Genomic DNA, 22268 nt, shown 5'->3' on the forward strand with positions numbered 1-22268 from the left:
TTTCAAACTTTAGTGTGAATAATCAACAAATTATTAACGGTAACTTTCACATTTAAGCATGTTGACCAGAACCGTTAGAGAAGTTTGATTAACACTCGCCAAGAAGGGCTATTGTGTTACTGTATTCCAAAAAAAGATGAGCGATTAAATATGACGATTAATGAAATAGCCGAGCAAAACTATTTATGGGTAGAAAAAATGGGCTGGCACAATAAAACACCGCTTGAAGCACTTGCCCTTGTCGCTTCTGAAGTAGGTGAAGCAATTAACGAATGTCGCCACGAAAAACCTAGTGAAAATTTTTCTGAAGAATTAGCCGATATCGTACTTAGAGTGCTTGATTTAGCTCATTGGCAAGGCATAGATATGGAAAAAGCGCTATTACTCAAAATGGCAAAAAATGAGCAACGAGGTAGTCGTGGAAGAGTAAAATAAATCGCTAAGTTATGTAAAGTAGCTCATATTCATTGTGAAAGACGTGACTGCCCAAAGTAGCAGTCACCTCTTAATATGCTTCATCAATACAGCAAGCTATCCAGTTAAATGAACTGAATTAAGAGACTTACTCTTAAACAACACTTGCGAACAGTTTCTCAAAACTATCAAGTCCTTCATGAATAAGTTCATCAGAAATAGTTAATGCTGGTAAGAACCGAATGACATTACCATAAAAACCACACGCTAATAAAATCAAACCATGCTCAGCTGCATTAGCAATAATAGCTTGAGTTAACGCGGTATTTGCTTGTTCAGCATCACCGTTCTCAATTAATTCTAAGGCGATCATCGCCCCTTGATTTCTGACCTCTAATATTAACTCAGGATAAGCAGTTTTTAATTGCGTTAAGCGTTGATTAAAAAGATCACCAATTTGATTTGCACGCTTGATCAAATTTTCACTTTCAATAACATCTAACACCGCTAATGCTGCTGCACACGCTACCGGTGAACCACCATAAGTACCACCTAAACCACCAGGCAAAGGTGCATCCATAATTTCGCTTTTACCAACAACAGCAGCAATAGGAAAACCACCCGCGATGCCTTTCGCCATAGTCATTAAATCAGCTTCAACGCCAGCATGTTCAAAGCTAAACATTTTACCCGTCCGACCAAAACCAGTTTGAATTTCATCCGCTATCAACATAATGCCATGCTCATCACAAAGCTGACGCAATGCTTGTAAAAATTCAGCCGGAGCAGCATAAAAGCCACCTTCACCTTGCACAGGCTCAACAATAATGGCTGCAACATCGCTTGGGGCAATATCAACTTTAAACAAATTTTCTAATGCCTTTAACGATTGCTCAACACTAATATTGTGACATTCAATAGGAAAAGGAGCATGAAAAATATCACCAGGAAACGGGCCAAATAAATTTTTATAAGGCGTGATCTTTCCTGTTAATGCCATCGCTAAATTAGTGCGGCCATGAAACCCTCCGTTAAAGGCAATGACTCCTCGTCTTTTCGTATGAGCACGAGCAATTTTCACACAATTTTCAACGGCTTCTGCGCCTGTAGAAACAAAAATAGCTTTTTTGTCACTTTCCCCAGGAGCAATATCAATGAGCTTTTCCGCCAACTCTACTGCCACTTCATAAGGGTTAACCATCACACAAGTATGGCTAAATTTTTCAATCTGAGCTTTAACCGCCGCGACTACTTTCGGATGGCTATGCCCGGTATTACATACCGCGATACCAGTACCAAAATCTATGTATCGATTTTGTTCAACATCCCAGAGTTCTGAATTCACCGCATGATCTACATAGACCGGATAAATATTGCCCTGCCCTCTAGCAATAGCTTTAACTTTTCTTGCTTGTAACGTTTTATTTAACATCTTTAATTCCTCATTTGTGACTTTTGATCAGCTATTTAAGCCACCCATGCATAAATATTTTATTTCTAAATAATCGTCTAAACCATATTTAGAACCTTCTCTACCATTACCTGATTGCTTAACACCACCAAATGGCGCTGCAGCATTTGAAATTGCACCTTCGTTAATGCCGACCATGCCATAATCGAGCTTCTCAGCAACACGCCAAACACGGCCAATATCTCGAGTATAAAAATAGGACGCTAAGCCATATTCTGTATCATTTGCCATAGCAATGACTTCATCTTCATTGGCAAAAGAAATAATCGGCGAAACGGGGCCAAATATTTCATTCTTTGCAATGGGCATATCATTGGTCACATCACTCATTACCGTTGGTTGGTAGAAGTTTTCTCCCGTTGCATCTCGCTGTCCACCACAGACAATTTTAGCGCCGGCAGCAACCGAGTCTTGCACTAGTTTTTCAACATCAGCAACCGCTGCATCAGAAATCATTGGACCAATATTAATACCTTGTTCAAGCCCATCACCAACCTTTAACGCGTTTACGGCATCAATATATTTGTCAGTAAACTCAGCTAACACCCCTTGTTGCACAAAAATGCGGTTCGTACACACACAAGTTTGTCCGGCATTTCGATATTTCGATGCAATTGCGCCTTGGATTGCGGCATCTATATCAGCATCATCAAAAACAATAAAAGGTGCATTTCCACCTAATTCCATCGAAACTTTTTTAATACCACTCGCACATTGTGCAATCAGTTGACGTCCAACACCGGTTGAGCCAGTAAAAGTGAATTTTGCAACATCAGGATGTTGAGTCAGTACTTCCCCCATACCTCTAGCATCAGTTCCTGTTACCACATTAAAAACGCCCGCTGGAATACCAGCACGTTCGGCTAATTCAGCCATTGCTAATGCAGAAAGTGGCGTTTGTGTGGCAGGGCGTACCACAAAAGTACAGCCTGATGCTAAGGCAGCTGCGGCTTTACGAGCAATCATTGCATTAGGGAAATTCCACGGGGTAATGGAAGCAACTACACCGACAGGTTGCTTTATTACCACGATTCGTTTATCGCCAGCAGGCGCAGGAATAGTATCGCCATAGACTCGCTTACCTTCTTCGGCAAACCATTCTATAAACGCCGCACCGTAAGCTATCTCCCCTTTAGCTTCTGCCAAAGGTTTACCTTGCTCTAACGTTAAAATACGACCAAGATCGTCTTGGTGAGCCATCATTAAATCAAACCACTTTCGTAATAAGCTTGCCCGATCATTGGCAGATTTTGCCGACCACGAAGCAAGCGCGGCTTTGGCTGATTTCACGGCTAATTCAGTTTCTTCTTTACCCGCGTCACTGACTTTGGTGATCACTTCGTTATTAGCCGGATTTGTCACTTCAAATGACGATGAGCTGCTATGCCAACTACCATTAATATATGAAAATGTTTTAATCAATTGAGTATCTTTAATGCCTAGCATTTTATTCTCCTTACAATTACCAATGAAAACTATTGAATAATAAATTTGCTTCAGGTTAAATACCAAACATTAAACCTAAAGTTTTAAGTAGGTAAAACTTTGAAAGTATCCATTATCCCAAAACCAATTACAGAATATGATTTAAGGCTTTTACGTATCTTCGTTTCTGTTGTCGAACATGGAGGATTTGCTGCTGCAGAATCAGCATTAGGCATAACCCGCTCAACCATTAGCGTGCATATGTCGAACTTAGAAACCCGCATGAAATTAAAATTATGTTTGCGTGGTCGCGGTGGTTTTGCCCTAACCGAAGACGGACAATCGGTGTATCGAGCGGTAATTGAGTTATTTGACTCGCTAAATGATTTCTCTTTATTAGTGAGTACATTAGGAAAAGAACTCAGTGGTGAATTAGTTATTTTATGCGCAGATAAACTCGACAACGCCAACCAAGCATTACTCGCCAAAACCATTCAGCTAATACACGATCATTCGCCAAACTTACACATCGTTTTAGACAGTGATTCGGTACAAAATATCGAGCGAGATCTTTTAAATAATAAAGCGCATATTGGTCTAATTCCACAATACAAAAAAATAGAAGGCCTTGCTTATCAACCTCTGTTTAACGAGCCTATTTATTTATGTTGTGCCAAAGAACATGTACTTTTTAATCAGTTAGATAGTGAAATTACCGCTGAAACGCTCGCAAATACCCCAGCCATTCATCCGGGCATAGACATTTCTTCTGATGGTTTAAAACAATTAAATAAATTAAATCTAGCGGCTAAGTCATACCAATTTGATACCCGTAAAATAATGATCCTCTCTGGCCGTTATATTGGTTATATGCCACAAAGTCATATTCAAGAAGAGCTAAATCAAGGCTTGTTAAGACTTATTAAACCTGGGGAGCTAACCTACACATTTAATTTGTCGTTAGCCTCTAAAAAGTATCCACGAGAAGTGAAAAAAGTAACGCTTTTGCAAGAGGTTTTTCACAACGTGTTCCAACAGTAACTAGTTGTTTAGTTAGAAACTACGATGATTTTTTGCAATGTTTTTCAGTTTTTCTAAGCCTTCTTCTTGCAGATATTGATAAAATAGTTCGGCCAAAATGGTTTGATGGCGTTTTTTGTTGCGTACTAAGTACCACTGACTTTTAATGGGAAAATGTTCAACTTCTAACTTCACCAAATTATCATCTTGCATGTAATCTAAGGTATGACTACTTAAAATAGCTAAACCTAAGCCAGCCGCTACTGAATGCTTGATCGCTTGATTACTTTCAATGGTCATTTTAGCTTTCAGTGAGATATTATGCTGCTGACAAAAATCTTCAATAGAGTGCCGTGTGCCTGAGCCATATTCTCTTAAAAGAAATGGATAGTGAGATAGACGATTCAAACTAATGGGCATTTTCTTCGTTAGTTCATGATTGACAGGCGCGACAACAACCAGAGGGTTCTCTAAAAAAGGCTCAGCAACTAAATTATCGGCTTTGGGATATTGACTAAAAATATAGTAATCATCTTTGTTTTGGTTAAAGCGTTGGATAATTTGCTCACGGTTACCAATATCTAATTGTACATCAATCAATGGATAACGTTTGCAAAATGGGCCAAGTAATATCGGTAAAAAATATTTTGCCGTTGAAACTACCGCCAACTTTAAGACACCAGCTTTGGCTCCTTTGAGATCTTCTAACTCTATGTGTAACTTGTCTAAAGAAAAAAACATTTCTTGCGCCGTATTAACCGCAGCAATTCCAGCTTCTGTAAACTCAAGACTGCGGCCATTGACATGATAAAGCGGACTATCAAACACTTCCGTTAAATTTTTTAATTGTATAGAAACAGATGGCTGAGAAATATGTAAAATTTCAGCTACACGAGAGATATTTTTATGCTCAGCAAGTGCTAGTAATATTTGCATTTGCCGTAAAGTCGGTAAGCGTTTAGGCATTCATTCACCGTTATTTATTTTAAGTAGTAAACCGCTTTAAATTTCATCAAGAGAATCAATGAACACAACCAAGCTATATATATTTATCTATACAAACTATTAAATATATATATTTTTAATTATTAAAACAGTTTATTACTATCTTGTCACCATTAATCAATATCAGCGTCAGAAACGGCGTAAAGTTATTCATATGCTAGAAAATATTCAACAGAACGTACGTGAATTAGGGACTTTGTTAGGTCAAACAATTGCCGATGAACAAGGTGCTAAATGGATTGATAACATTGAAGAAATGCGTCTTTCAAGTAGAGAGATCTCACCAAACAACCCTGAAGTTATTAAGCAATTACAACAAAAAATTGCCAACGCTACTGAAGCCGAACTCTTAATTTATGCCCGCGCATTTAGTCAGTTTTTAAACTTAGCCAATGTTGCTGAGCAGCAATATACAACGAGTCCTCAAGGCCTTGATGAATTAGACCTACCTCATCCTCTTGAAGATTTAAGCGAAAAACTTAGTCATGTCTCCCCAGAAAAGTTTCAAAAAGCTTTAGACAAACTCCATATAGAATTAGTATTAACGGCACATCCAACGGAAGTCAATCGTCGAACATTTATTCATAAATATAATCAAATAGCGCAAACCCTCGACCAAACTAATGATGCTTCAAATCCTCGCATCAATGAATTAGTTCAACAAGCTTGGCACACCGATGAAATTCGTCAGCAGCGCCCTACTCCTTTAAACGAATCGTATTGGGGTCTAAATACTATTGCTGATAGCTTTTGGTTTGCGGTACCAACGTTTTTAAAAGAACTAAATGAATTATCGCAAAAAGTGACCAATCGCGATTTACCAGTTGATTATAACCCAATTACCATGGCGAGCTGGATGGCTGGTGATCGAGACGGAAATCCATTTGTTACCGCAAAGTTAAGCGAGCAAGCATTAATTAACGCACGTTTAATTGCCGCCAAACTTTACCTGGAAGATTTTGAACAATTATTTCTAGAACTTTCAATGCGTAAAGCTACTGATACTTTATTAGAAGCGGATACCGATAACATAGGACCTTATCGATGCCAATTACAAAGCACGATTAAATTATTAAAAGTGAGTATCGAACAATTAAAAGATGGCGAAACCAAAGGGGTTCTAAATCATTCAGAGCAACTTAGAGCGCCATTGATTGCATGTCGTGACAGCTTATTAGCCGTTGGCTTAGATAAAATCGCCAACTCATTAGTTTTAGATATGATCCGCAAAGTAAACTGCTTTGGTATTTCTTTAGTTAAATTAGATATTCGTCAGCATAGTGAACGACATGAAAGCGCCTTAACTGAGATTACTCAAGCGCTAAACATGGGTGACTTTTCAAGTTGGGACGAATCAACTCGCCAACAGTTTCTGATCAAAGAGTTACAAAACCCTCGACCATTATTACCGAATGAAACATGGAGCGCAGACACGCAAGAAGTGCTTGATACTTTTGCCTTGATTGCCAAGCAACCGGCAGAGTTATTTGGCATCTATATTATTTCTATGGCGAGTAAAGTTAGCGACATCCTAACGGTAAATTTATTACTGAAAGCCGCCGGTGTCAGCTGGAAAATGCCTATCGCTCCGCTTTTTGAGACGCTAGATGATCTAAACAATGCTCCAGAAGTCATGAATAACCTGCTAGAAATTGATAGTTACAAAACTTATTGCGATAAGCAGCATCATGTAATGATTGGTTATAGTGATTCATCGAAAGATGCCGGCGTATTAGCAGCAACGTGGGGACAATATCAATGCCAAGAAAAGTTAGTGGAAGTCTTTAAAGCGCAAGATATTGTTTTAAAACTGTTCCATGGCCGTGGTGGCACAATAGGCAGAGGCGGTGGTCCAGCACATGCGGCAATTGCTTCGCAACCTCCAGGCACATTAGACGGTGGCTTACGAGTGACTGAACAAGGTGAAACTATTCGCTATAAATTTGGCTTACCGAGCCTTGCGACCCGCAGCTTACATTTATATGCTTCCGCTATTTTAGAATGTTTAGTGACCCCACCACCTGCGCCAAAAGCACAATGGCGCAAACTAATGGATGACATGGCAGAGTCAAGTTGTGCTTTGTATCGTTCATACGTGCAAACCAATGAAAATTTTGTTAAATATTTTCGCCAAGCAACGCCTGAGCAAGAGCTAGCTTCATTACCATTAGGCTCTCGCCCCAGTAAACGTAAATCAGATGGCGGTATTGAATCGCTTCGCGCCATACCTTGGATATTTGCTTGGAGTCAAAACAGGTTAGTTGTGCCTAGTTGGTTGGGATTAGGAAGTGCAATAGAGCAAGCCTATCAAGAAAACAAAGCATTAATGCATGAAATGTTAGCAACTTGGCCATATTTTAAATCGCGTATTTCACTCACTGAAATGGTGTATACCAAATCTGATGATCAAATTGCCGCGTTATATGATGAAGCATTAGTCGATGATGATTTAAAGTATATGGGTGAAGAGCTACGTAAACAATTATCTCAGGATAAGAAAACCTTGCTTAACCTATTAGCGCAAGACAGTTTACTGAAAAATGATCAATGGAATTATAATTCTTTTGAATTACGTCGAGAATACTTAGCGCCATTGCATTTAATTCAAATTGAAGCTTTAAAACGATTACGTCAGCAACCTGAGCATCCTGATAACGAACAATTATTAATGATCTCGATGGCAGGGATAGCAACAGGGATGAGAAATACCGGGTAAAAACAGCAACAAACTTCAGCCTGGCACCTACCTTTAGAATAAATCTATTACCTAAGTTGTTTTTAGGTATAGGTTTATTCTAAGTTGATAAACCTATGAATGAAAGCCACCTCATGTTTTACGGTGTAACATCCCCCTTTCTATTAACTTAGCGAGCATTTACTAACCTTAAATCCACGATTAATCCTATTTCGCATTCATAAATACAACATACGTGCTTTTTGCAAAATCCTTAAAAATTTGATACAAAATAATCTCTTAGACAATAGTTTACAACTTCATTTTTTAGCTTTTTAAATGTTAATCAATGAACAAAAAGGATAAACACTATTATGTCCCCCCCAATATTTAAGCAATCGTTTGAAATGGTGAAAGTGACATTTTCACTTTTTGCTTTCTTCATCGTTTGTATCATTAGTTATCCTTTTTTTGTTGACTATGTATATCCGCTTTCACGTGATGCTTATTTTGGCTGTTGCACCCTTGTATTTTCTTTATATTACATAGCTTCATCCCTGTTCAAATCCCACGAAAAAGTCGTTCCTTTTCGAGAAGCAATTCAAACTGAAAATAGACTAAACAAAGACACATATAAGGTAATGTTCCAGTTAATAGGGCAACAAGCAGGCATTATATGGTTTATCTCTATTTTCTTTACTTATTCATTTTTTGCGTTACTTGATACCCATATTTCAATACAAGATGCTGCGATATTTTTCTTCTTGTCATTAATATTATTTGCGCCATTTACTTTATTGAGTATTAAATTAATAAAAACCATACCGCCAAGATACAAATTAATGCTTGGTTTCACTGTCTTAGTTAACTTTTTGGGTTATTTTGCTTCATTGGAGTTGTTAGAGTTTTGGTTAGGTGTTTCGCTAACACTGCAGGTAACGAACGTTGTGATAGATCCGCTAATCATGTTGTGTACTGTCGCAATTTTTTATATTGGCTTTATCTTAGGTTTTAGCAGTATTTGGCACTTTATCGATAGGCTTTTTAACCGCAATGTCGATGTAATGCATATCATGGCGACAAGTCAGCGTAATGCAAACCTAGTGAAAGGGCAGCACTATTTACTTTTGATGTTTGCTAACTCGACTTTTCTTATTAACTTTTTCTTTATACCGCTCTATTTTTATAGCCTATATACGTTTAACACTCAGTCGACATTGCTATTTATTATTGTTGCATTAAACCTGCCTTTTTTGATCAAAATAGCTAAATATTTAGAACACTTAACTATCGAGTATTTCTTTATCTTGTTTAAGAGTGTGTTATCTACAATCGCCATCTCAATAACCTTTTCTCATGCGCTTTATTTAGTGATTTATTTATTACTGAACCAAATGTCTGTTTGGGTGACCGCCAGTGATTCGACAACCACGATAAGTTTACTTCCAGGTTTTTTATTGTATTTTGTTAACAATACGCTCTCTCTAAGTTTTATTTTGTCTTATGTCGAAGGGGTTTTTTATGGCGTATTATGTTTAATCATTATTGTTTGGCTTTACGCTATTTTTATTCGCAAAGAGCGCTATAGATTATTTTGGTTTGCGTTTACCGTGTTCATTTTTGGCTTAACCGTGTATTACGACAATAAGGTTACGCCTGAAAAAGTGACGGAAATTGCGCCTTGGATTTTGCCCCCCGAAATTTTCATTTTCACTGCCTTTCCATTTCTTATTCTCTTTATTATTAATTCCGTAGTTGGCCCTTATCGTATCAGCCGAAAATGCGATACATGCCAATTTAAGGCACCAAAATTTGCTACTTATTGTCCATGCTGTGGTAGTTACTTAATCATATCAAAACCTATGAAGCATCGAATATTAGCTGCATACAATAATGTGGAAACAAGTATTAAAGCATCCAACAATGAAAGTGAGATATCGAAAGCAACATATAAACAGTTAGGTATTATTAAAGCGATTAGCTTTCTTGGTTTAACTAAACAAATAAATAAAATTGAAATTGCTCGGTTGGCTAAGCAGAGAAAAAATAATGAAAAATAATAACATTTTTTTATGGGGCCTTTATCTGATCAGCTTATGCTTTATTGCTGGAGGAGTGAAATATAGCGTTTTATTGGCTAACTCGACTCAATTCACTCATTCAGAAATCGTCAATATCATGGTCTTGATTCCGGCAATCATTTATCTTCTATTGACCATATTTAAAATTAAAAACAAAACTTACCAACAGTATTTTGACCTAGACTCGTCTGAATTCTCCCAAACAGTCCTAACTCAACAAACTGACTTTTATGAAAAAAGCTTCTCTTTCTCTTTGGCGATAGCAGGTATTTATTTTGTTATTTATATAAGTAATAACGCGTTAATAACAGAGGGCTTATATTTTATTGTCGCAATAATTGTCAGTTTGGGAATCGTAAGAAATCTCAATAAAATGTTAGCAGCAAAACTTTCTGGAGGTGTGTCTGTTGCTTTAGGTTTAATTATAGTAGTACTTTTTATATACCTTACCTACTTATTTGAATTGCAATTAGGTGTATCAAACCAAAGTTTCTTATACTTTTTTATGTCGTTCCCTGTCAGTGTAATTGCAATATTTCTTATCATGATTATTACCGCATCGGCACATTCTTTTTATAAGGTAATATGGCGTTTATTCCAACGTTTAGCCATTGAATATAAGCTTGTCAATAATAGTGAGGCTTCTTCACGGATTGCGCTATTCGACCTTGAACAATATTTTGGTTTTGTCATAAATAAACAATTATTTCTCGCCATTTTGTGTTCCCCACTTTTTTTTGCATTAGCTAATTATATCGATATCAGAGAGTTAACTGTAGGGTGGCTATTTCTCGCCTTCTTTCCTATTTGCTTTAGATTTAGTCGTTACGTCTCTTCACTTGAAGGCATTAAATACTTCTTACTTCTCAAAATTATGTTTCACTATTTATTTTGGGCACTTTTGATATTAACGTTATTTTTTCAACTGTCTTTTTTTATTTTTTGTTATATAAGCCAGTGGTATGTTGAATCTGATTACTTTTCTAACGGTTTTTTACCTAATTTTTATATCGCATTAAATACTTGGGTTTCAAATGAAGTATTACTCAGTCAACTTGAAGGAGTGTTTTATGCCTTTTTGATCTTAATACAAACAGTTTATCTCCTCGCGGCGTGGTCAACGAAACAGTTCAGTCGCATCATATTACAATGTTTAACCTTAACCGCTTTTTTTACCATTACTGCCTATAACCAAACATTTACTGCTAACGATTTTTCTACCGTACAAGGAGCACTTTTCACCCCTGCAGTTGTATTATTGACGCTTGTACCAATAGTGATTGATATGGCAACACAATCCATGAAAATGTTAAAAGATCAGCGCGTTAAATGCCGTCATTGCCGTCAACCTAATGATGCTAAATTTAACTTTTGTCAGTTATGCGGCGAAAGTCTTTTGGGTGCGGTTCAAAAAATTGATCGTGAAACAGCTGCACGTTTGACAGCCCTTATTGAACAACTTAATAACCAAATAGCACATAAAAAATACACACTTACTCAAGGATTAGAGCTACTTAACTGCTATATCGAAGGTTTAGAGAAGGTACTTGCGATCACTAAAAACAATCATGGCAAAGTAGATTTATACGACAAATATTCAAGCAAACTAAAGCAATTAGTTAATACATCTGACGATACTATTAACGGTGATCGATAATGAATACTGAAATCGATACGTTATTTAACAAAGCGATTACAGCCTTACCTTGTGTTGCCAAATACACCAGTAAATTCAAAGATGGAGATTATCACGGCTATGTATTCTTACAACCGGACTGGAGGCGATATTCGTTTCTCATTAAGGCTGAAAAACTCAGAGATAATCAAGATCTCACTGAAAAAAAACCGCTTTGTTTAGCACCATTATTAGCTACACAAATATCCAAAATACAACAACTTACCGCCACAAAAAACCATCAGGAACAAGCACTTAAACAACCACTCTTTTCACTCTTGAGCTCAAACTGGCATATTGTTGAACCAAGCAAAGCCGCTCAACTTGCTAAGTCATTGAGTCATTTCGTTGATAAAATTGACAATCACTTAGCATTAACATTTTTTAGTATTGAACTTAGCTTTTATAAACAGAGTAAACTGATTAGCTTTTTGCAATCTGATATTAATAACCATCAAAAATGGTGCTATTTTATCGAAGCAGCAACAGACAAACCGAATCACTACCAGTATTACACTTTAAATGGTTTAAGTGCGCCAATTCATGATTGTAATACCCGCATTCCTGTTGAGTTAACTAAAAGCAATACGTTAGATTATCTTTGTTTTTTTTGCTTTTTCGTTCAGTCTGAAGGCGGGTCTTTTTATATTTTACCTGAAGTTAACGATCCCATTATTCCTCCTGTTTTATGGGATAAGAATTTTATTCATAACAACCAATTACTTAACCTAATAGAATGCTTTATACCTCCTAAAGTTAAGCATCAAGGTAAAAATTCTTCGATTTATGAAGCAACAATGTATTTTGATTGTACGATTAGTGTTGTGGAACTCGAGGTGTTTAATTCAGGTCAAGTAAGATTAAAAACGAGTAAAGATATCGCTAGCGCTTTACCTTTTCGTTTACAAATAACGTTAAGTTAAGTTGTTTTATACCAGCTCAACAGACTAGTATTTTCTATGCTAATTTAACAGTTTACGGTAACTGACTTTCTTCATTTACTTCTGATGAATCTTTATGATTTATATTATCCAAATCTTGAGAATTAAGGGTATTCTTTATCTTTAAAATGGTAACTTTTAACTGTTCAAGTAACTCTGTGCATTCACAAACCTTGTCGTTTGAACAATATTCAATATCAAAAGTAGCCAAATTAGCTGCATGCCGAGCTTTTTTGATAAGCAGAGGAGGAAATTGATAGTGTTCGTTAAGATTTTCCATAAATTCAGCAATACCAGTAAGGTATTTCGGTAATCTATCTATGGCAGTTTTTTTGCTTTCTTCACCATCTAAAGATTGTAAGCTACTAATTTCAAGTTCGGTTTTAACTAATAAGTGCTGTAAACCTTTTAACTTTTGAGAAGGGGTTAAAAGTACACATTTACCTGTTTTAAGTTCGTATCTATGGTCTTTGTTACAACTGCAATAAGATGAAAATCCATACTTATTGATGTCTGCTGTACAAGTGGAAAAATTAGAGTAAGGCAATACTTTATGTGAGTATAAAAGAACACTCACACTCATACTCACAATAACAAAATTATAAACGAAAAGTTTTGCACTAGATAATGACATCGTTATAAAGTTACACCTACTAAGGTTAAATTCTTATTGAACCTGTTAATCTATCTTCAACCGTTCAGGCTCCCAACCGTTAGCAATATATTTCTTATCAACCCGTGCTTTTTTCCATGATCGAAGAAACATTCCACCTGCGATAAACAGTGGGCCAAATGCTTTTGCAGTTTCATCTCCCGAGAGAAAGGCAATAAAGGAAATTCCCCCAATAGCAAAAGATATATTAGATAACCATTTAGATTTTGCTACATCATCAGCATAACTTCCCATTGCCCTTTCAATTAAATCATGTAGTTCATTATCAGTCATTGCACCTACTCTTTCTGATGAAGTTCTACGTAAATAATCGGCATAAGCTGCAACTCGCTTATTAACATACTCTTTTACTTCCTTGAAAGCATATTTTTTCATTTCAACTTCATTCGCTTCACTTTTTTCGCTAGCTAGCGAAAAAATGCCAATAACGATGAATACACCTATAAGAATTAACCACATACCCTTTCCCTATTTTAACACTGTGAACTATTTAATATTAACTATTGTATGTTTGTATAACTAAGCATACACCATTTATGTATATCTTTATTATTTAACTTTATGTTGCTTAATATACTCAATAAAGCCACTGATCGATCTTATATTGTTTTTGCGATAAGCCGTTTTTACTAATGTTTTGTCATCATTTGATAAGCCATCAAAGAATGCAGACATTTCATTGGCTTCATCGGGTGTATAACCAAAAGAATATGTATTGGAATTAGCTGTTGAATGGCTTTTCTTTAATTTATTTTTTTCAAATTGCTCAAGTTTTTTACTAACCGTACTTTTTACTTTTTGGATATAAGCACTTAAAACTTCTTGGTTATTGCCATCATGAACTTGTAAAAGTTGTTTAAATTCATCAGCTTCAAGGCTAATGGTAAAACTTTCTCCAATGGCTAATCCAGACTTAAAAGACACGCCCGTGGTAATGCTTTGGTTCGTTGCTTCACTCCAAACATAGACAATTTTATAAAGATATTCTATATGACTATCTAACTTATGAAGAAAGTCTTGGCTAAAAACATTTTGCATTGAATCAGTCGGATGCACTATTTTATTTGTGTTTTTATCACAATCACCTTGCTTGTGAATTTGGATACATCGAAAACAAAGGTCACGTCCACATTCACAATGATGAATATGCTCAGTTAAAAAGCTTTCTTGACAACTTGAACAAGTCTCTCTCATCTTGAAATAATATTGTGTAAATTTGAAAGGGTGATTTAATATTAACCAAATTAGACTACTTCACAAGTATTACTAGCAACGAAAGTCACTCAATTTAGGTACAAAAAGTACAATCACTTGTAAAATAATTAAGCAAAACATTCTCGCAAAAATTGCACTCCTGTGTCTCGTATTCAGACAGCACCGCTACTATTTATTCATGTTGGCACCTAACCTCAATAAAAACTCTGGTTGCTGGGTTGGTTATTACAAAGGCTATATAGATCATATAATCATGAACCTTAATGCACGATTAAAAGTCTGCTGTTTTTAGTCCTGACTAATTGGCTTGTTACGCGCGCTTATCTACGCGCCATGGTGGGTTTAACCTATTTTCACCAGCCCAGTATAGTTTGATTTTATTACCTGAAGGATCGTGTAGTATTGCTTCACGCCATAAGTAGCTTTGATCTGTTGCCTCTTGGTCAAATTTTATACCAAAAGATTTTAGTTCCGAAACCCATTGATCTAGTTTTTCATGTTCGAAATAGATTACTGCACTATTTGAGAAATCACCAGCTTCGAGTACAAGTGAAAAAGTTGAGTTACCCTCAGGACACTCGAAGCGAGCATAATGAGGTGTATCTACAATCTGAGTAAAACCTAGCGTTAAGTAAAACGCAACAGCTTCATCCATATGTTTAACTGGCAACGTAACCTGATTAAGATTCACCGAACCTCCTTATGCACCTAAAGCCCGAATAAAGGGTTGATTAACTGTTGGCTAAAATGTTGATGAACGAAAAAAACCAACGGCTTTTTCCTTATTAAATTAACTTATTATTTGTTTCTGAACACGACCTTAAACCTCTCACAGACAATAGGCATATTTTCAACTGGAGTAAATGATGTGTCATTAAGCTCCCTATGATAATAGTCCCAGTGAACTCTTTTCCAATAGGCCAAACTTTTATCACCTTCTCCTTCAAGTTCAGCATATTCTTCTGTGATTTCATTAAATAGAATTATAGAAACATTCGTCGTTTCAATTATACATTGAGCCTCGCCTTCCCAATTTGTAACTATATTGAGATCACCGACCTTAGGTAAAGGTTCATTATTCGCTTGGTGCCACCAAAGTGAAGGTGAAGTTGCCATTTTTATATTATTCAAAACCAACTCAGCGCACTCATTTGCATCAATTTCATTATCGCAAAAATGCCAACTACTCAGCTCTGTCTTCGGTAGATTGAATTTATCGAAGTATTTTTGACTAATATTTGCTATTGACGGATGCATAAGACTCCTAAACACATAACGCCCATTTACGGGCTGATGATAAAAAGTTTGCTAAAATGTGTAATGAAGCGAAACCAAGTAAACTGTTAGCAGATCCGCTTTAAATTCTGTTTAGCTGTATTTTACACCCAAACGTCATTTTCAGCAGTTAGTTCGCTTTCTGAATCGCCGGTATTAACAACCCCTTTAGGTTCAACAATCATGATTTTACATTCACTGTTTGCAACAGGTTTATGTTCTACACCTTTGGGAATGACAAACATTTCACCCGAATTTAGCGTTACTATACCGTTACGAAATTCTATATTAAGGATACCTTCCAAAACGATGAATACTTCATCTGTATCAGGGTGCTCATGCCAAACAAATTCGCCTTCAACTTTCACTAACTTAAATTGATAGTCATTCATTTCTGCAACAACACGCGGGGACCAGTGCTCAGTAAATTTCGAGAACTTATCTTTAAAGTTTATAGCATCAAACTTCATTCTTACTCCATACATTCAAGTACTGCTAACACATCGTTAAGAGGCAAAATATTGTTGGCTAAAATGTTGAACACAGTGAAAACAGCCAACTGTAAATGTTCCTGCTTTAATGACTTGTCATACGTAAATTATTGCAAAAATGCCAAGAGCAATTGCGCAAAAATCACCAACCCCATTAAAGCCAAATTGAACGATTTAAACTTTGCAAATTGATCTATCTTGGCATCGTTTATTGTTGAAAAGAAACCTGACTTTAGCGACTCATTAAAATTGGCAGTGGCGGCCGACCATGCAGATCCCCCCATGCGATTATTCTCTAATTTTTTCCATTCTTCAGGATATTTTTCAGACAAATAAACACACAAGTTTTTGAACATCTTAATTTGAATAAAAAGAAGTACAGAAATAAATATTAAGGGAAGAAAACTCACCATATATTAAATATCTCCTTTACGTATAACGCCGCCATAAGCGGCCTAAATTAATTGGCTAAAATGTTGATGAATTAAAAAAGCCAACTATTTTAGTGTCCACTTAATTTTTTTGCTAGCTGCCCATTCTAAAGATGAGCAATACATTTAATTTCAATTTTGAGTTCAGGTTGAACAAGTGCCGCCACTTGTACAACTGTTTGACTAACTTCGGGCATACCGCCATATGCTGATTCCCTTTGCCCATAAACAGCTTCAACGTTTTCCATCAATTCGTCCATATTGGTAACAAAGAAAGTTTCATCAACAATATTGCTCATATCCGCCCCGAACTGTGATAAAACATCCTTCATATTTGAATAAGCAATAGCTGTTTGTTCGGCAATGTCTAATGGAACCGAACCGTTACTATCAATCCCTACTTGTCCTGCCATGTAAAGAATATTTCCAACTCGAGTGCCTTGTGCAATGAAATCCTTGAACGGGCCACTTCGATAAGTTTTTTTCTCAATTGCCATTTTTAATATTCCTCTAAGTTAATGTGCAACTAACGCCCACAAGAAGGCGAAAAGTAACAGTTGGCTATAATTTCTGATGCATGAGCACAGCCAACTGTTACGTGTTTCCTCAATTTAAACTGGTAGCCCTTCTATCATAGACACCTGTTCTAAGTCTTGATCCCAATCGGCTTTGCTTGAGACAAAAATATGCGCGTTTGGTCTCTTTAAAATTTTTGTGTCAATACTTCCGGCAGGTACCGCTAAAAACGCCCCTCCCATTTGAACGTTTGGTAGTGCAGAACCACAGTTCGAACAAAAACTCTTCACATGCCTTGTAGATGGCAAACTATAAGTTTTTACGTTGTTCTCGCCTGTTAACCACGTTAGAGAAGCTGCTGTAGAAAACAAGTTAGATGCATGAGCCGAACCAGTATCTTTGCGACAATATTGGCAATGGCACATGAAAAAACTTTCAAATTCACCTTCTACTTCAAAGCTTACTTCACCGCAAAGGCAAGACCCTTTATGTTTTATGCTCATTAAAAACCCCCTAATATGCCAAATTGAATAAATACACAAAACGCCTCGTTATGCGGAAAAATCGCTGGCTGAAATTAGCTTGGAACGAGCAAAAGCCAGCTGTTTCTTAATAGCAGTTTAGTTAACCCTTTCATAAAGTGGATCTAATGTATCAAGATACATCAAGTTATTTACTTTCCACTCATTTTTCGGTTTATAGAATGTGATTTGCCAATAAATAGCGTGATTATTAAACTTGTGTAAATAATAGTAACGTATAAATGATGAGCCTATTTTTTCCGTTTTAATGAAATCGGTACCTGTAGCTTCACCAAATCTTTGATCTACTACTGGCCATTGCCCTTTGATCGTATTTACCAAGTTATCTAACTCTACAGGAGCTAAAGGCCAATATGGCTTTGCCAAATCTATTCCTTTTTGAAACTCCTTTTTGTAAAAATGCTGAATCATTTTGTCTGAAAGGACTCTAGTGGACTCTTCATTGTTCAATGTATTGGCAGAGGTAATCCCTGTTAATAAAACAAACACAATTCCTAATACTATTCTCATTTAATACTCCATAATTTGTATAATTGCTAACGCCCTAATATTGGGCAATAAAATGTTGGCTAAAATTAGCGAAGAAGGAGCTAAAGCCAGCTGTTTTTTATGATCTTGTCACGCTATAGTGCCTTGTTAAGTTTCGATTGCTTCATACGTTGATATTAAAAACAGCGCCATTGTTCCAGCTAAATTGACAGCTAATTCTGCATGTCTAGGCTTTGGTTTTACTGCTCTAGGACTAGAACCATGAGCATCACCATGTTTATTTCTTAGAGAGCCTAAGCCATTAATAATGCCGGAACACCCACCTAATATTTGTTTGAATATTTTTTCAGTATGTTGATCTGGCGATAGATTAAGCTCTTTAGCAGTAAGTCGATATAAGTCTGAAATTTCTATATTAGTTTCATTAAATTCGATATTTTTGGCAAGGAGAATATGTTTACAAACAGACTCAAGAATAGTTCTTGATATGGTTATTGCTCCTTCAGGATCTTGTGTTTTACGCTCAAGTGCTTTTTGCCACGCGAAATGAATACCGTCAGAATCAAATTTACTTAATACAGCATCAATGCTTTTAGATGGAGGTAAAGTTTGCTTTGTTTCAATATATTCTAAGAGAGGATTTAACTCTTCATTTAAAAATACTCTACGCTCTGCGTAAGTAGGGAACTTGTTTTTAATGAATTGCCAGAATTGATCGATATTCCTATTGGTACGTATCCACCGAGGGATTAATTCTGAATAATTAGGGTTACCCATAAAGTGATTACGCATTTGAATATAATGCTGTTCTTCAACCTCACCACCTGTAGCTTTTGTTAAAACTATGCTCTGAAGGTATTCAGCTCTATCAAAGTCGTCATTTATGAATTCTATTTCCGCCGACACCGAAACTCCTTAAGAAACTTAACGCCCAAATAACAGGCAAAAAATAGTTGGTTAAAATAAGCGACGAAGGAGCAAAAACCAACTGTTTTTTGTCCTTGTTTATTTTCATGTTAGGTAACTTTTAACCCCATGCATTACAAGAAGAAACTGCTGTCGAAATTATAAAGACAACGAATACAACTATATAAAAAGAATAAGCAGGCAAAGTACTACCAACACTTCTATGTAGTGAAGTACTAAATATTGGTTCAGGAAGGTCAGTACCGATAGGACGTGATTTCTCTAATTTCTCTAGCTCTTTAACACTATTTGTCATTAAGCGATTGTAATAACCAAGATCAAGAATCGCTATTGAAACCCAGAAGAAAGATAAAAACAGAAAGACAACAAACACTACATCCCATTGAACACCTTTATCATTATGTCCCAATAAAACTACTAAAGTTATAAGTGTAGTTACTAGAGCCAATGCTTGAATTCTTATTTTTAAAATGAGCCCATTAAAGTGGTTGGTTATGTCTTCGTATTTACACCAAAGATTGAAAAAATATTCATGCTTTTGATTATCGTCCACTTTTAATTAATTCCTTTAAAATAAAAAGTTGAAAACTCATACTCAATTAGAGAGTTACCTAACAGTCTATTATGCAGACGTCTCAGTAATATCCGCCTACGAACTTGCCTTTAAAGTAGCAGGAAATTCAAATAAATCAATTCATTAAACACACCATCAATTTCAGCGTATTACTCACCTTAGTGTTACTAATGTCGAGTTGTAGTGAGAATTCTCGGTAATATTCTGCAAAAAAAGAATGAAGTGATTGGCTAACTAAGTTGATATTGCTAGGAATTAATTGAAAAGCACAAAGATCCGTTTCCGATGACAACGGGCGTAGAAGTTTCAAACCCTAAAAACAAAAAAGCCCCATCCAATTAAGAATAAGGCTTTAATAATGGTACCGGAGGACGGACTTGAACCGTCACGCTCGAAAGCAACGGATTTTGAATCCGTCGTGTCTACCAATTCCACCACTCCGGCGACACAGTGACTACAAACATAGCGTTTGAAGAGGTTGGCATTATACGAGATATCTTTGCTTGTGCAATAGTTTTTCTCGGTAGCTTAACTATTTGCTGATATTTTATTCAATTTATTTTCTACTCGGTAGGCTTTTAAGAATAAATCAACCGCGGTATCAACATGTTGATGAATTTCTTCATCAGTAATTTTATTATTTGGGAGCAAGATCACTTTCAAATGTAAACGCCCTTTTACCATTTCAATTAACATTTGAGTGGCATAAGCAGGGTCGTCAATCGCTAGAATTTTCTTCTCGTTGAGCTGCATTAAATATTCGGTTAATGGTTGCATCCCTTTTAACGGCCCTTTTTCATAAATCAAGCTGCCCACTTCAGGGAGTTTTGGCACAACTTGGATCACTAAGCGAAACAATGACACCAAAGTGTCAGACACCATGCCTTTGACAAACCGAAAGCACATTTCTTTTAACGCTTCTTGATAGGCTAATTTGGTTGTTTTGATCGAGGCAATAGTTTGAGTTTGCAATGAAATTTGTTGATGAAGCACCGCCATCAGCAAACCTTGTTTATTGCCAAACTCATTATAAATTGACCGACGTGAGCCTCCTGATTCGGTAATGATCATTTCCAACGAGGTTTCATCAAAGCCATGTTTTAAAAACAACTTTTGAGCGGCATCAAGAATTAATTTCCCACGCGGGCTAAGTTGTTGCTTTTCTAGTTTTTCACAACTGAGCATATTTTTATAACACTTTTCTAAGAATGAGTTGACTTCGGTACTACATAGTACCAAAATATACGGTACTAGGTAGTACCAATTTACTTTTTACCATAAAACACCTTAACTAAAGGTGAGTTTTTACCAATGGAATTAATATGCGTTATTTACTAATAATTTTAACTTCTTTCGTGCTAATAAGTTGTAGTGAGCAAGCAGTAACAACTGAAAAAGCTGTGAGGCCAATAGCTTGGATCAAAGTTGAAGAAACAAAATTACAGCAATTACGAACCCTATCAGGAATTGTAGCCCCTGTAGAAGCAACCAGTTTAAGCTTTGAAGTGATGGGAAAAGTAGAATCTGTTGATGTGAAGCTCGGTGATCAAGTAGTCGAAGGTCAAGTGTTGGCACAGCTTAATCATCGCAGCTTTGAACTCGCGTTAAAATCGGCACAAGCACAACTTGATAAAGCAGAAACTGCCATGATTGAAGCGAAAAATAGCTTTACTCGCTATAGCCAATTAATTAAACAAGGCTTGGTTGCTCAGTCAGGATTCGATAATGCCAAAGCCAATTATGAATCGAGTAAAAGTGCTGTAGGTGTTGCACAAGCACAACTTGATATAGTACAAAAAAACCTACAAGACAGTACGTTAAAAGCACCATATCAAGGTGTAATCACTAAACGATTAATTGAGCCTTCTCAGCAAATTTCGGCAGGCCAATCAGCGTTTCAAATTGAAGGTAAACACGGTTTAGAAGTAAACGTAATGGTGCCAGAAACTTTAATAAGGGAATTACGACAAGACACTATTTTACCCGTCAGGTTTCCAGTATTAACCGAAACAACCATATTAGGTCGTATTTCAGAAATTGGTACTCGCGCAGAAACAGCCAATGCTTTTCCGGTAACCGTCGTGTTACAAGAAGAGAATCCATTATTAAGAGCAGGTATGACCGCGGAAGTCGATTTCACCTTTGAAGGAATAGGCCAAACTGGCTATCAAGGCGTCACCATCAGTGTGCCATTTTCTGCATTAAAAGCTGGCGTCAATCAAAAAAGTTATGTCTTTGTTTATGATCCAGAAAAACAAGTCGTTAACCAACGACAAGTGCAAACCGAGAACATCCTGAATAATATCGCTTTTCTTTCATCTGGGTTGCAAGATGGTGAAATCATTGCCACTGCAGGCGTTGCATTTTTACGCGACGGTCAAAAAGTAACGCTATTCGATAAAAACATTCAACGTTTTAATTAAAGGAAG

23 protein-coding genes and 1 tRNA gene are annotated in these 22268 nt (G+C 36.5%); 7 read left to right on the plus strand and 17 right to left on the minus strand.

Annotated elements, in window-relative coordinates; translation table 11 throughout:
• Nucleotides 1–84: 84 nt before the first annotated feature.
• A complete protein-coding gene (locus tag RM573_RS05685) occupies nt 85–435 on the plus strand; it encodes a MazG nucleotide pyrophosphohydrolase domain-containing protein (protein WP_311578528.1) in 351 nt (116 codons plus the stop codon).
• Nucleotides 436–568: 133 nt separating this feature from the next.
• On the opposite strand, the gene gabT is transcribed toward RM573_RS05685, so the two are convergent.
• Together gabT and RM573_RS05695 are read right to left on the minus strand one after the other, a co-directional pair.
• Complete coding sequence (gene gabT, locus RM573_RS05690) at nt 569–1846, minus strand: 4-aminobutyrate--2-oxoglutarate transaminase (protein WP_311578530.1); 1278 nt, start codon at nt 1844–1846, stop codon at nt 569–571.
• A 27-nt stretch (nt 1847–1873) separates the two neighbouring features.
• Complete coding sequence (locus RM573_RS05695; protein WP_311578533.1) at nt 1874–3331, minus strand: NAD-dependent succinate-semialdehyde dehydrogenase; 1458 nt, start codon at nt 3329–3331, stop codon at nt 1874–1876.
• 99 nt (nt 3332–3430) lie between these two features.
• On the opposite strand from RM573_RS05695, the gene RM573_RS05700 reads away from it, so the two are divergent.
• The gene (locus tag RM573_RS05700; RefSeq protein WP_311578536.1) at nt 3431–4351 is read left to right on the plus strand and encodes a LysR family transcriptional regulator; all 921 of its coding nucleotides are present in this window, start codon (nt 3431–3433) and stop codon (nt 4349–4351) included.
• 12 nt (nt 4352–4363) lie between these two features.
• Here RM573_RS05700 and RM573_RS05705 read toward each other — a convergent pair whose 3' ends face one another.
• A complete protein-coding gene (locus tag RM573_RS05705; protein WP_311578538.1) occupies nt 4364–5296 on the minus strand; it encodes a LysR family transcriptional regulator in 933 nt (310 codons plus the stop codon).
• Nucleotides 5297–5489: 193 nt separating this feature from the next.
• Here RM573_RS05705 and ppc point away from each other — a divergent pair, with 193 nt between their 5' ends.
• The 4 genes from ppc to RM573_RS05725 all read left to right on the plus strand — a co-directional run bounded on the left by ppc (nt 5490) and on the right by RM573_RS05725 (nt 12688).
• The gene (gene ppc, locus RM573_RS05710) at nt 5490–8051 is read left to right on the plus strand and encodes a phosphoenolpyruvate carboxylase (RefSeq protein WP_311578540.1); all 2562 of its coding nucleotides are present in this window, start codon (nt 5490–5492) and stop codon (nt 8049–8051) included.
• A gap of 332 nt (nt 8052–8383) precedes the next feature.
• Nucleotides 8384–10069, plus strand: coding sequence for an MFS transporter (locus RM573_RS05715; RefSeq protein ID WP_311578542.1), 1686 nt, complete (start codon nt 8384–8386; stop codon nt 10067–10069).
• A complete protein-coding gene (locus RM573_RS05720) occupies nt 10059–11747 on the plus strand; it encodes a zinc ribbon domain-containing protein (RefSeq protein ID WP_311578545.1) in 1689 nt (562 codons plus the stop codon). The genes RM573_RS05715 and RM573_RS05720 overlap by 11 nt, the downstream gene beginning before the upstream one ends.
• Nucleotides 11747–12688 carry a hypothetical protein gene (locus tag RM573_RS05725; RefSeq protein ID WP_311578547.1) on the plus strand — a complete coding sequence of 314 codons (942 nt, stop codon included), beginning with the start codon at nt 11747–11749 and terminating at the stop codon, nt 12686–12688. The genes RM573_RS05720 and RM573_RS05725 overlap by 1 nt, the downstream gene beginning before the upstream one ends.
• 52 nt (nt 12689–12740) lie before the next feature.
• Here RM573_RS05725 and RM573_RS05730 read toward each other — a convergent pair whose 3' ends face one another.
• From RM573_RS05730 to RM573_RS05795, 14 genes are all read right to left on the minus strand, one after another.
• On the minus strand, nt 12741–13340 hold the full coding sequence (locus tag RM573_RS05730; RefSeq protein ID WP_311578550.1) for a hypothetical protein: 600 nt from the start codon (nt 13338–13340) through the stop codon (nt 12741–12743).
• A gap of 45 nt (nt 13341–13385) precedes the next feature.
• Entirely contained in the window at nt 13386–13838 is a 453-nt protein-coding gene (locus RM573_RS05735; protein ID WP_311578555.1) for a hypothetical protein, read from the minus strand.
• 90 nt (nt 13839–13928) lie between these two features.
• A complete protein-coding gene (locus RM573_RS05740) occupies nt 13929–14573 on the minus strand; it encodes a hypothetical protein (RefSeq protein WP_311578558.1) in 645 nt (214 codons plus the stop codon).
• A 331-nt stretch (nt 14574–14904) separates the two neighbouring features.
• Nucleotides 14905–15285 carry a VOC family protein gene (locus tag RM573_RS05745; RefSeq protein ID WP_311578561.1) on the minus strand — a complete coding sequence of 127 codons (381 nt, stop codon included), beginning with the start codon at nt 15283–15285 and terminating at the stop codon, nt 14905–14907.
• A gap of 107 nt (nt 15286–15392) precedes the next feature.
• Nucleotides 15393–15851, minus strand: a complete 459-nt coding sequence (locus RM573_RS05750) for an ASCH domain-containing protein (RefSeq protein WP_311578565.1) — start codon at nt 15849–15851, stop codon at nt 15393–15395.
• Nucleotides 15852–15973: 122 nt separating this feature from the next.
• Nucleotides 15974–16339 (minus strand): cupin domain-containing protein, encoded by a 366-nt coding sequence (locus RM573_RS05755; RefSeq protein WP_311578569.1) that lies wholly within the window; start codon nt 16337–16339, stop codon nt 15974–15976.
• Nucleotides 16340–16467: 128 nt separating this feature from the next.
• Entirely contained in the window at nt 16468–16692 is a 225-nt protein-coding gene (locus RM573_RS05760) for a hypothetical protein (RefSeq protein ID WP_311578573.1), read from the minus strand.
• 206 nt (nt 16693–16898) lie between these two features.
• Nucleotides 16899–17288 (minus strand): RidA family protein, encoded by a 390-nt coding sequence (locus RM573_RS05765; protein ID WP_311578576.1) that lies wholly within the window; start codon nt 17286–17288, stop codon nt 16899–16901.
• Between the two features lie 114 nt (nt 17289–17402).
• A complete protein-coding gene (locus tag RM573_RS05770; protein WP_311578578.1) occupies nt 17403–17810 on the minus strand; it encodes a GFA family protein in 408 nt (135 codons plus the stop codon).
• A 117-nt stretch (nt 17811–17927) separates the two neighbouring features.
• Entirely contained in the window at nt 17928–18359 is a 432-nt protein-coding gene (locus tag RM573_RS05775) for a hypothetical protein (protein ID WP_311578580.1), read from the minus strand.
• Between the two features lie 126 nt (nt 18360–18485).
• Nucleotides 18486–19244, minus strand: a complete 759-nt coding sequence (locus RM573_RS05780) for an abortive infection family protein (protein ID WP_311578582.1) — start codon at nt 19242–19244, stop codon at nt 18486–18488.
• 121 nt (nt 19245–19365) lie between these two features.
• On the minus strand, nt 19366–19818 hold the full coding sequence (locus tag RM573_RS05785) for a hypothetical protein (RefSeq protein ID WP_311578584.1): 453 nt from the start codon (nt 19816–19818) through the stop codon (nt 19366–19368).
• Between the two features lie 380 nt (nt 19819–20198).
• A tRNA-Leu gene (locus RM573_RS05790) sits at nt 20199–20283 on the minus strand.
• 84 nt (nt 20284–20367) lie between these two features.
• Nucleotides 20368–21024 carry a TetR/AcrR family transcriptional regulator gene (locus RM573_RS05795; protein ID WP_311578587.1) on the minus strand — a complete coding sequence of 219 codons (657 nt, stop codon included), beginning with the start codon at nt 21022–21024 and terminating at the stop codon, nt 20368–20370.
• Between the two features lie 137 nt (nt 21025–21161).
• Between RM573_RS05795 and RM573_RS05800 the strand changes: the two genes are divergently transcribed.
• Nucleotides 21162–22262, plus strand: a complete 1101-nt coding sequence (locus tag RM573_RS05800; RefSeq protein ID WP_311578590.1) for an efflux RND transporter periplasmic adaptor subunit — start codon at nt 21162–21164, stop codon at nt 22260–22262.
• Nucleotides 22263–22268: the final 6 nt, after the last annotated feature.

The organism is Thalassotalea castellviae (assembly GCF_031846185.1).
Lineage (GTDB): Bacteria > Pseudomonadota > Gammaproteobacteria > Enterobacterales > Alteromonadaceae > Thalassotalea_H > Thalassotalea_H castellviae.

What these genes read in the sequence shown, in the direction of transcription:
- RM573_RS05740 (WP_311578558.1), bottom strand. Translation starts at nt 14,573, where the DNA reads ATGAGAGAGACTTGTTCAAGTTGTCAAGAAAGCTTTTTAACTGAGCAT.
- RM573_RS05730 (WP_311578550.1), bottom strand. Translation starts at nt 13,340, where the DNA reads ATGTCATTATCTAGTGCAAAACTTTTCGTTTATAATTTTGTTATTGTG.
- RM573_RS05720 (WP_311578545.1), top strand. Translation starts at nt 10,059, where the DNA reads ATGAAAAATAATAACATTTTTTTATGGGGCCTTTATCTGATCAGCTTA.
- RM573_RS05705 (WP_311578538.1), bottom strand. Translation starts at nt 5,296, where the DNA reads ATGCCTAAACGCTTACCGACTTTACGGCAAATGCAAATATTACTAGCA.
- RM573_RS05750 (WP_311578565.1), bottom strand. Translation starts at nt 15,851, where the DNA reads ATGCATCCGTCAATAGCAAATATTAGTCAAAAATACTTCGATAAATTC.
- RM573_RS05765 (WP_311578576.1), bottom strand. Translation starts at nt 17,288, where the DNA reads ATGGCAATTGAGAAAAAAACTTATCGAAGTGGCCCGTTCAAGGATTTC.
- RM573_RS05800 (WP_311578590.1), top strand. Translation starts at nt 21,162, where the DNA reads ATGCGTTATTTACTAATAATTTTAACTTCTTTCGTGCTAATAAGTTGT.
- ppc (WP_311578540.1), top strand. Translation starts at nt 5,490, where the DNA reads ATGCTAGAAAATATTCAACAGAACGTACGTGAATTAGGGACTTTGTTA.
- RM573_RS05795 (WP_311578587.1), bottom strand. Translation starts at nt 21,024, where the DNA reads ATGCTCAGTTGTGAAAAACTAGAAAAGCAACAACTTAGCCCGCGTGGG.
- RM573_RS05695 (WP_311578533.1), bottom strand. Translation starts at nt 3,331, where the DNA reads ATGCTAGGCATTAAAGATACTCAATTGATTAAAACATTTTCATATATT.
- RM573_RS05715 (WP_311578542.1), top strand. Translation starts at nt 8,384, where the DNA reads ATGTCCCCCCCAATATTTAAGCAATCGTTTGAAATGGTGAAAGTGACA.
- RM573_RS05770 (WP_311578578.1), bottom strand. Translation starts at nt 17,810, where the DNA reads ATGAGCATAAAACATAAAGGGTCTTGCCTTTGCGGTGAAGTAAGCTTT.
- RM573_RS05755 (WP_311578569.1), bottom strand. Translation starts at nt 16,339, where the DNA reads ATGAAGTTTGATGCTATAAACTTTAAAGATAAGTTCTCGAAATTTACT.
- RM573_RS05725 (WP_311578547.1), top strand. Translation starts at nt 11,747, where the DNA reads ATGAATACTGAAATCGATACGTTATTTAACAAAGCGATTACAGCCTTA.
- RM573_RS05735 (WP_311578555.1), bottom strand. Translation starts at nt 13,838, where the DNA reads ATGTGGTTAATTCTTATAGGTGTATTCATCGTTATTGGCATTTTTTCG.
- gabT (WP_311578530.1), bottom strand. Translation starts at nt 1,846, where the DNA reads ATGTTAAATAAAACGTTACAAGCAAGAAAAGTTAAAGCTATTGCTAGA.
- RM573_RS05775 (WP_311578580.1), bottom strand. Translation starts at nt 18,359, where the DNA reads ATGAGAATAGTATTAGGAATTGTGTTTGTTTTATTAACAGGGATTACC.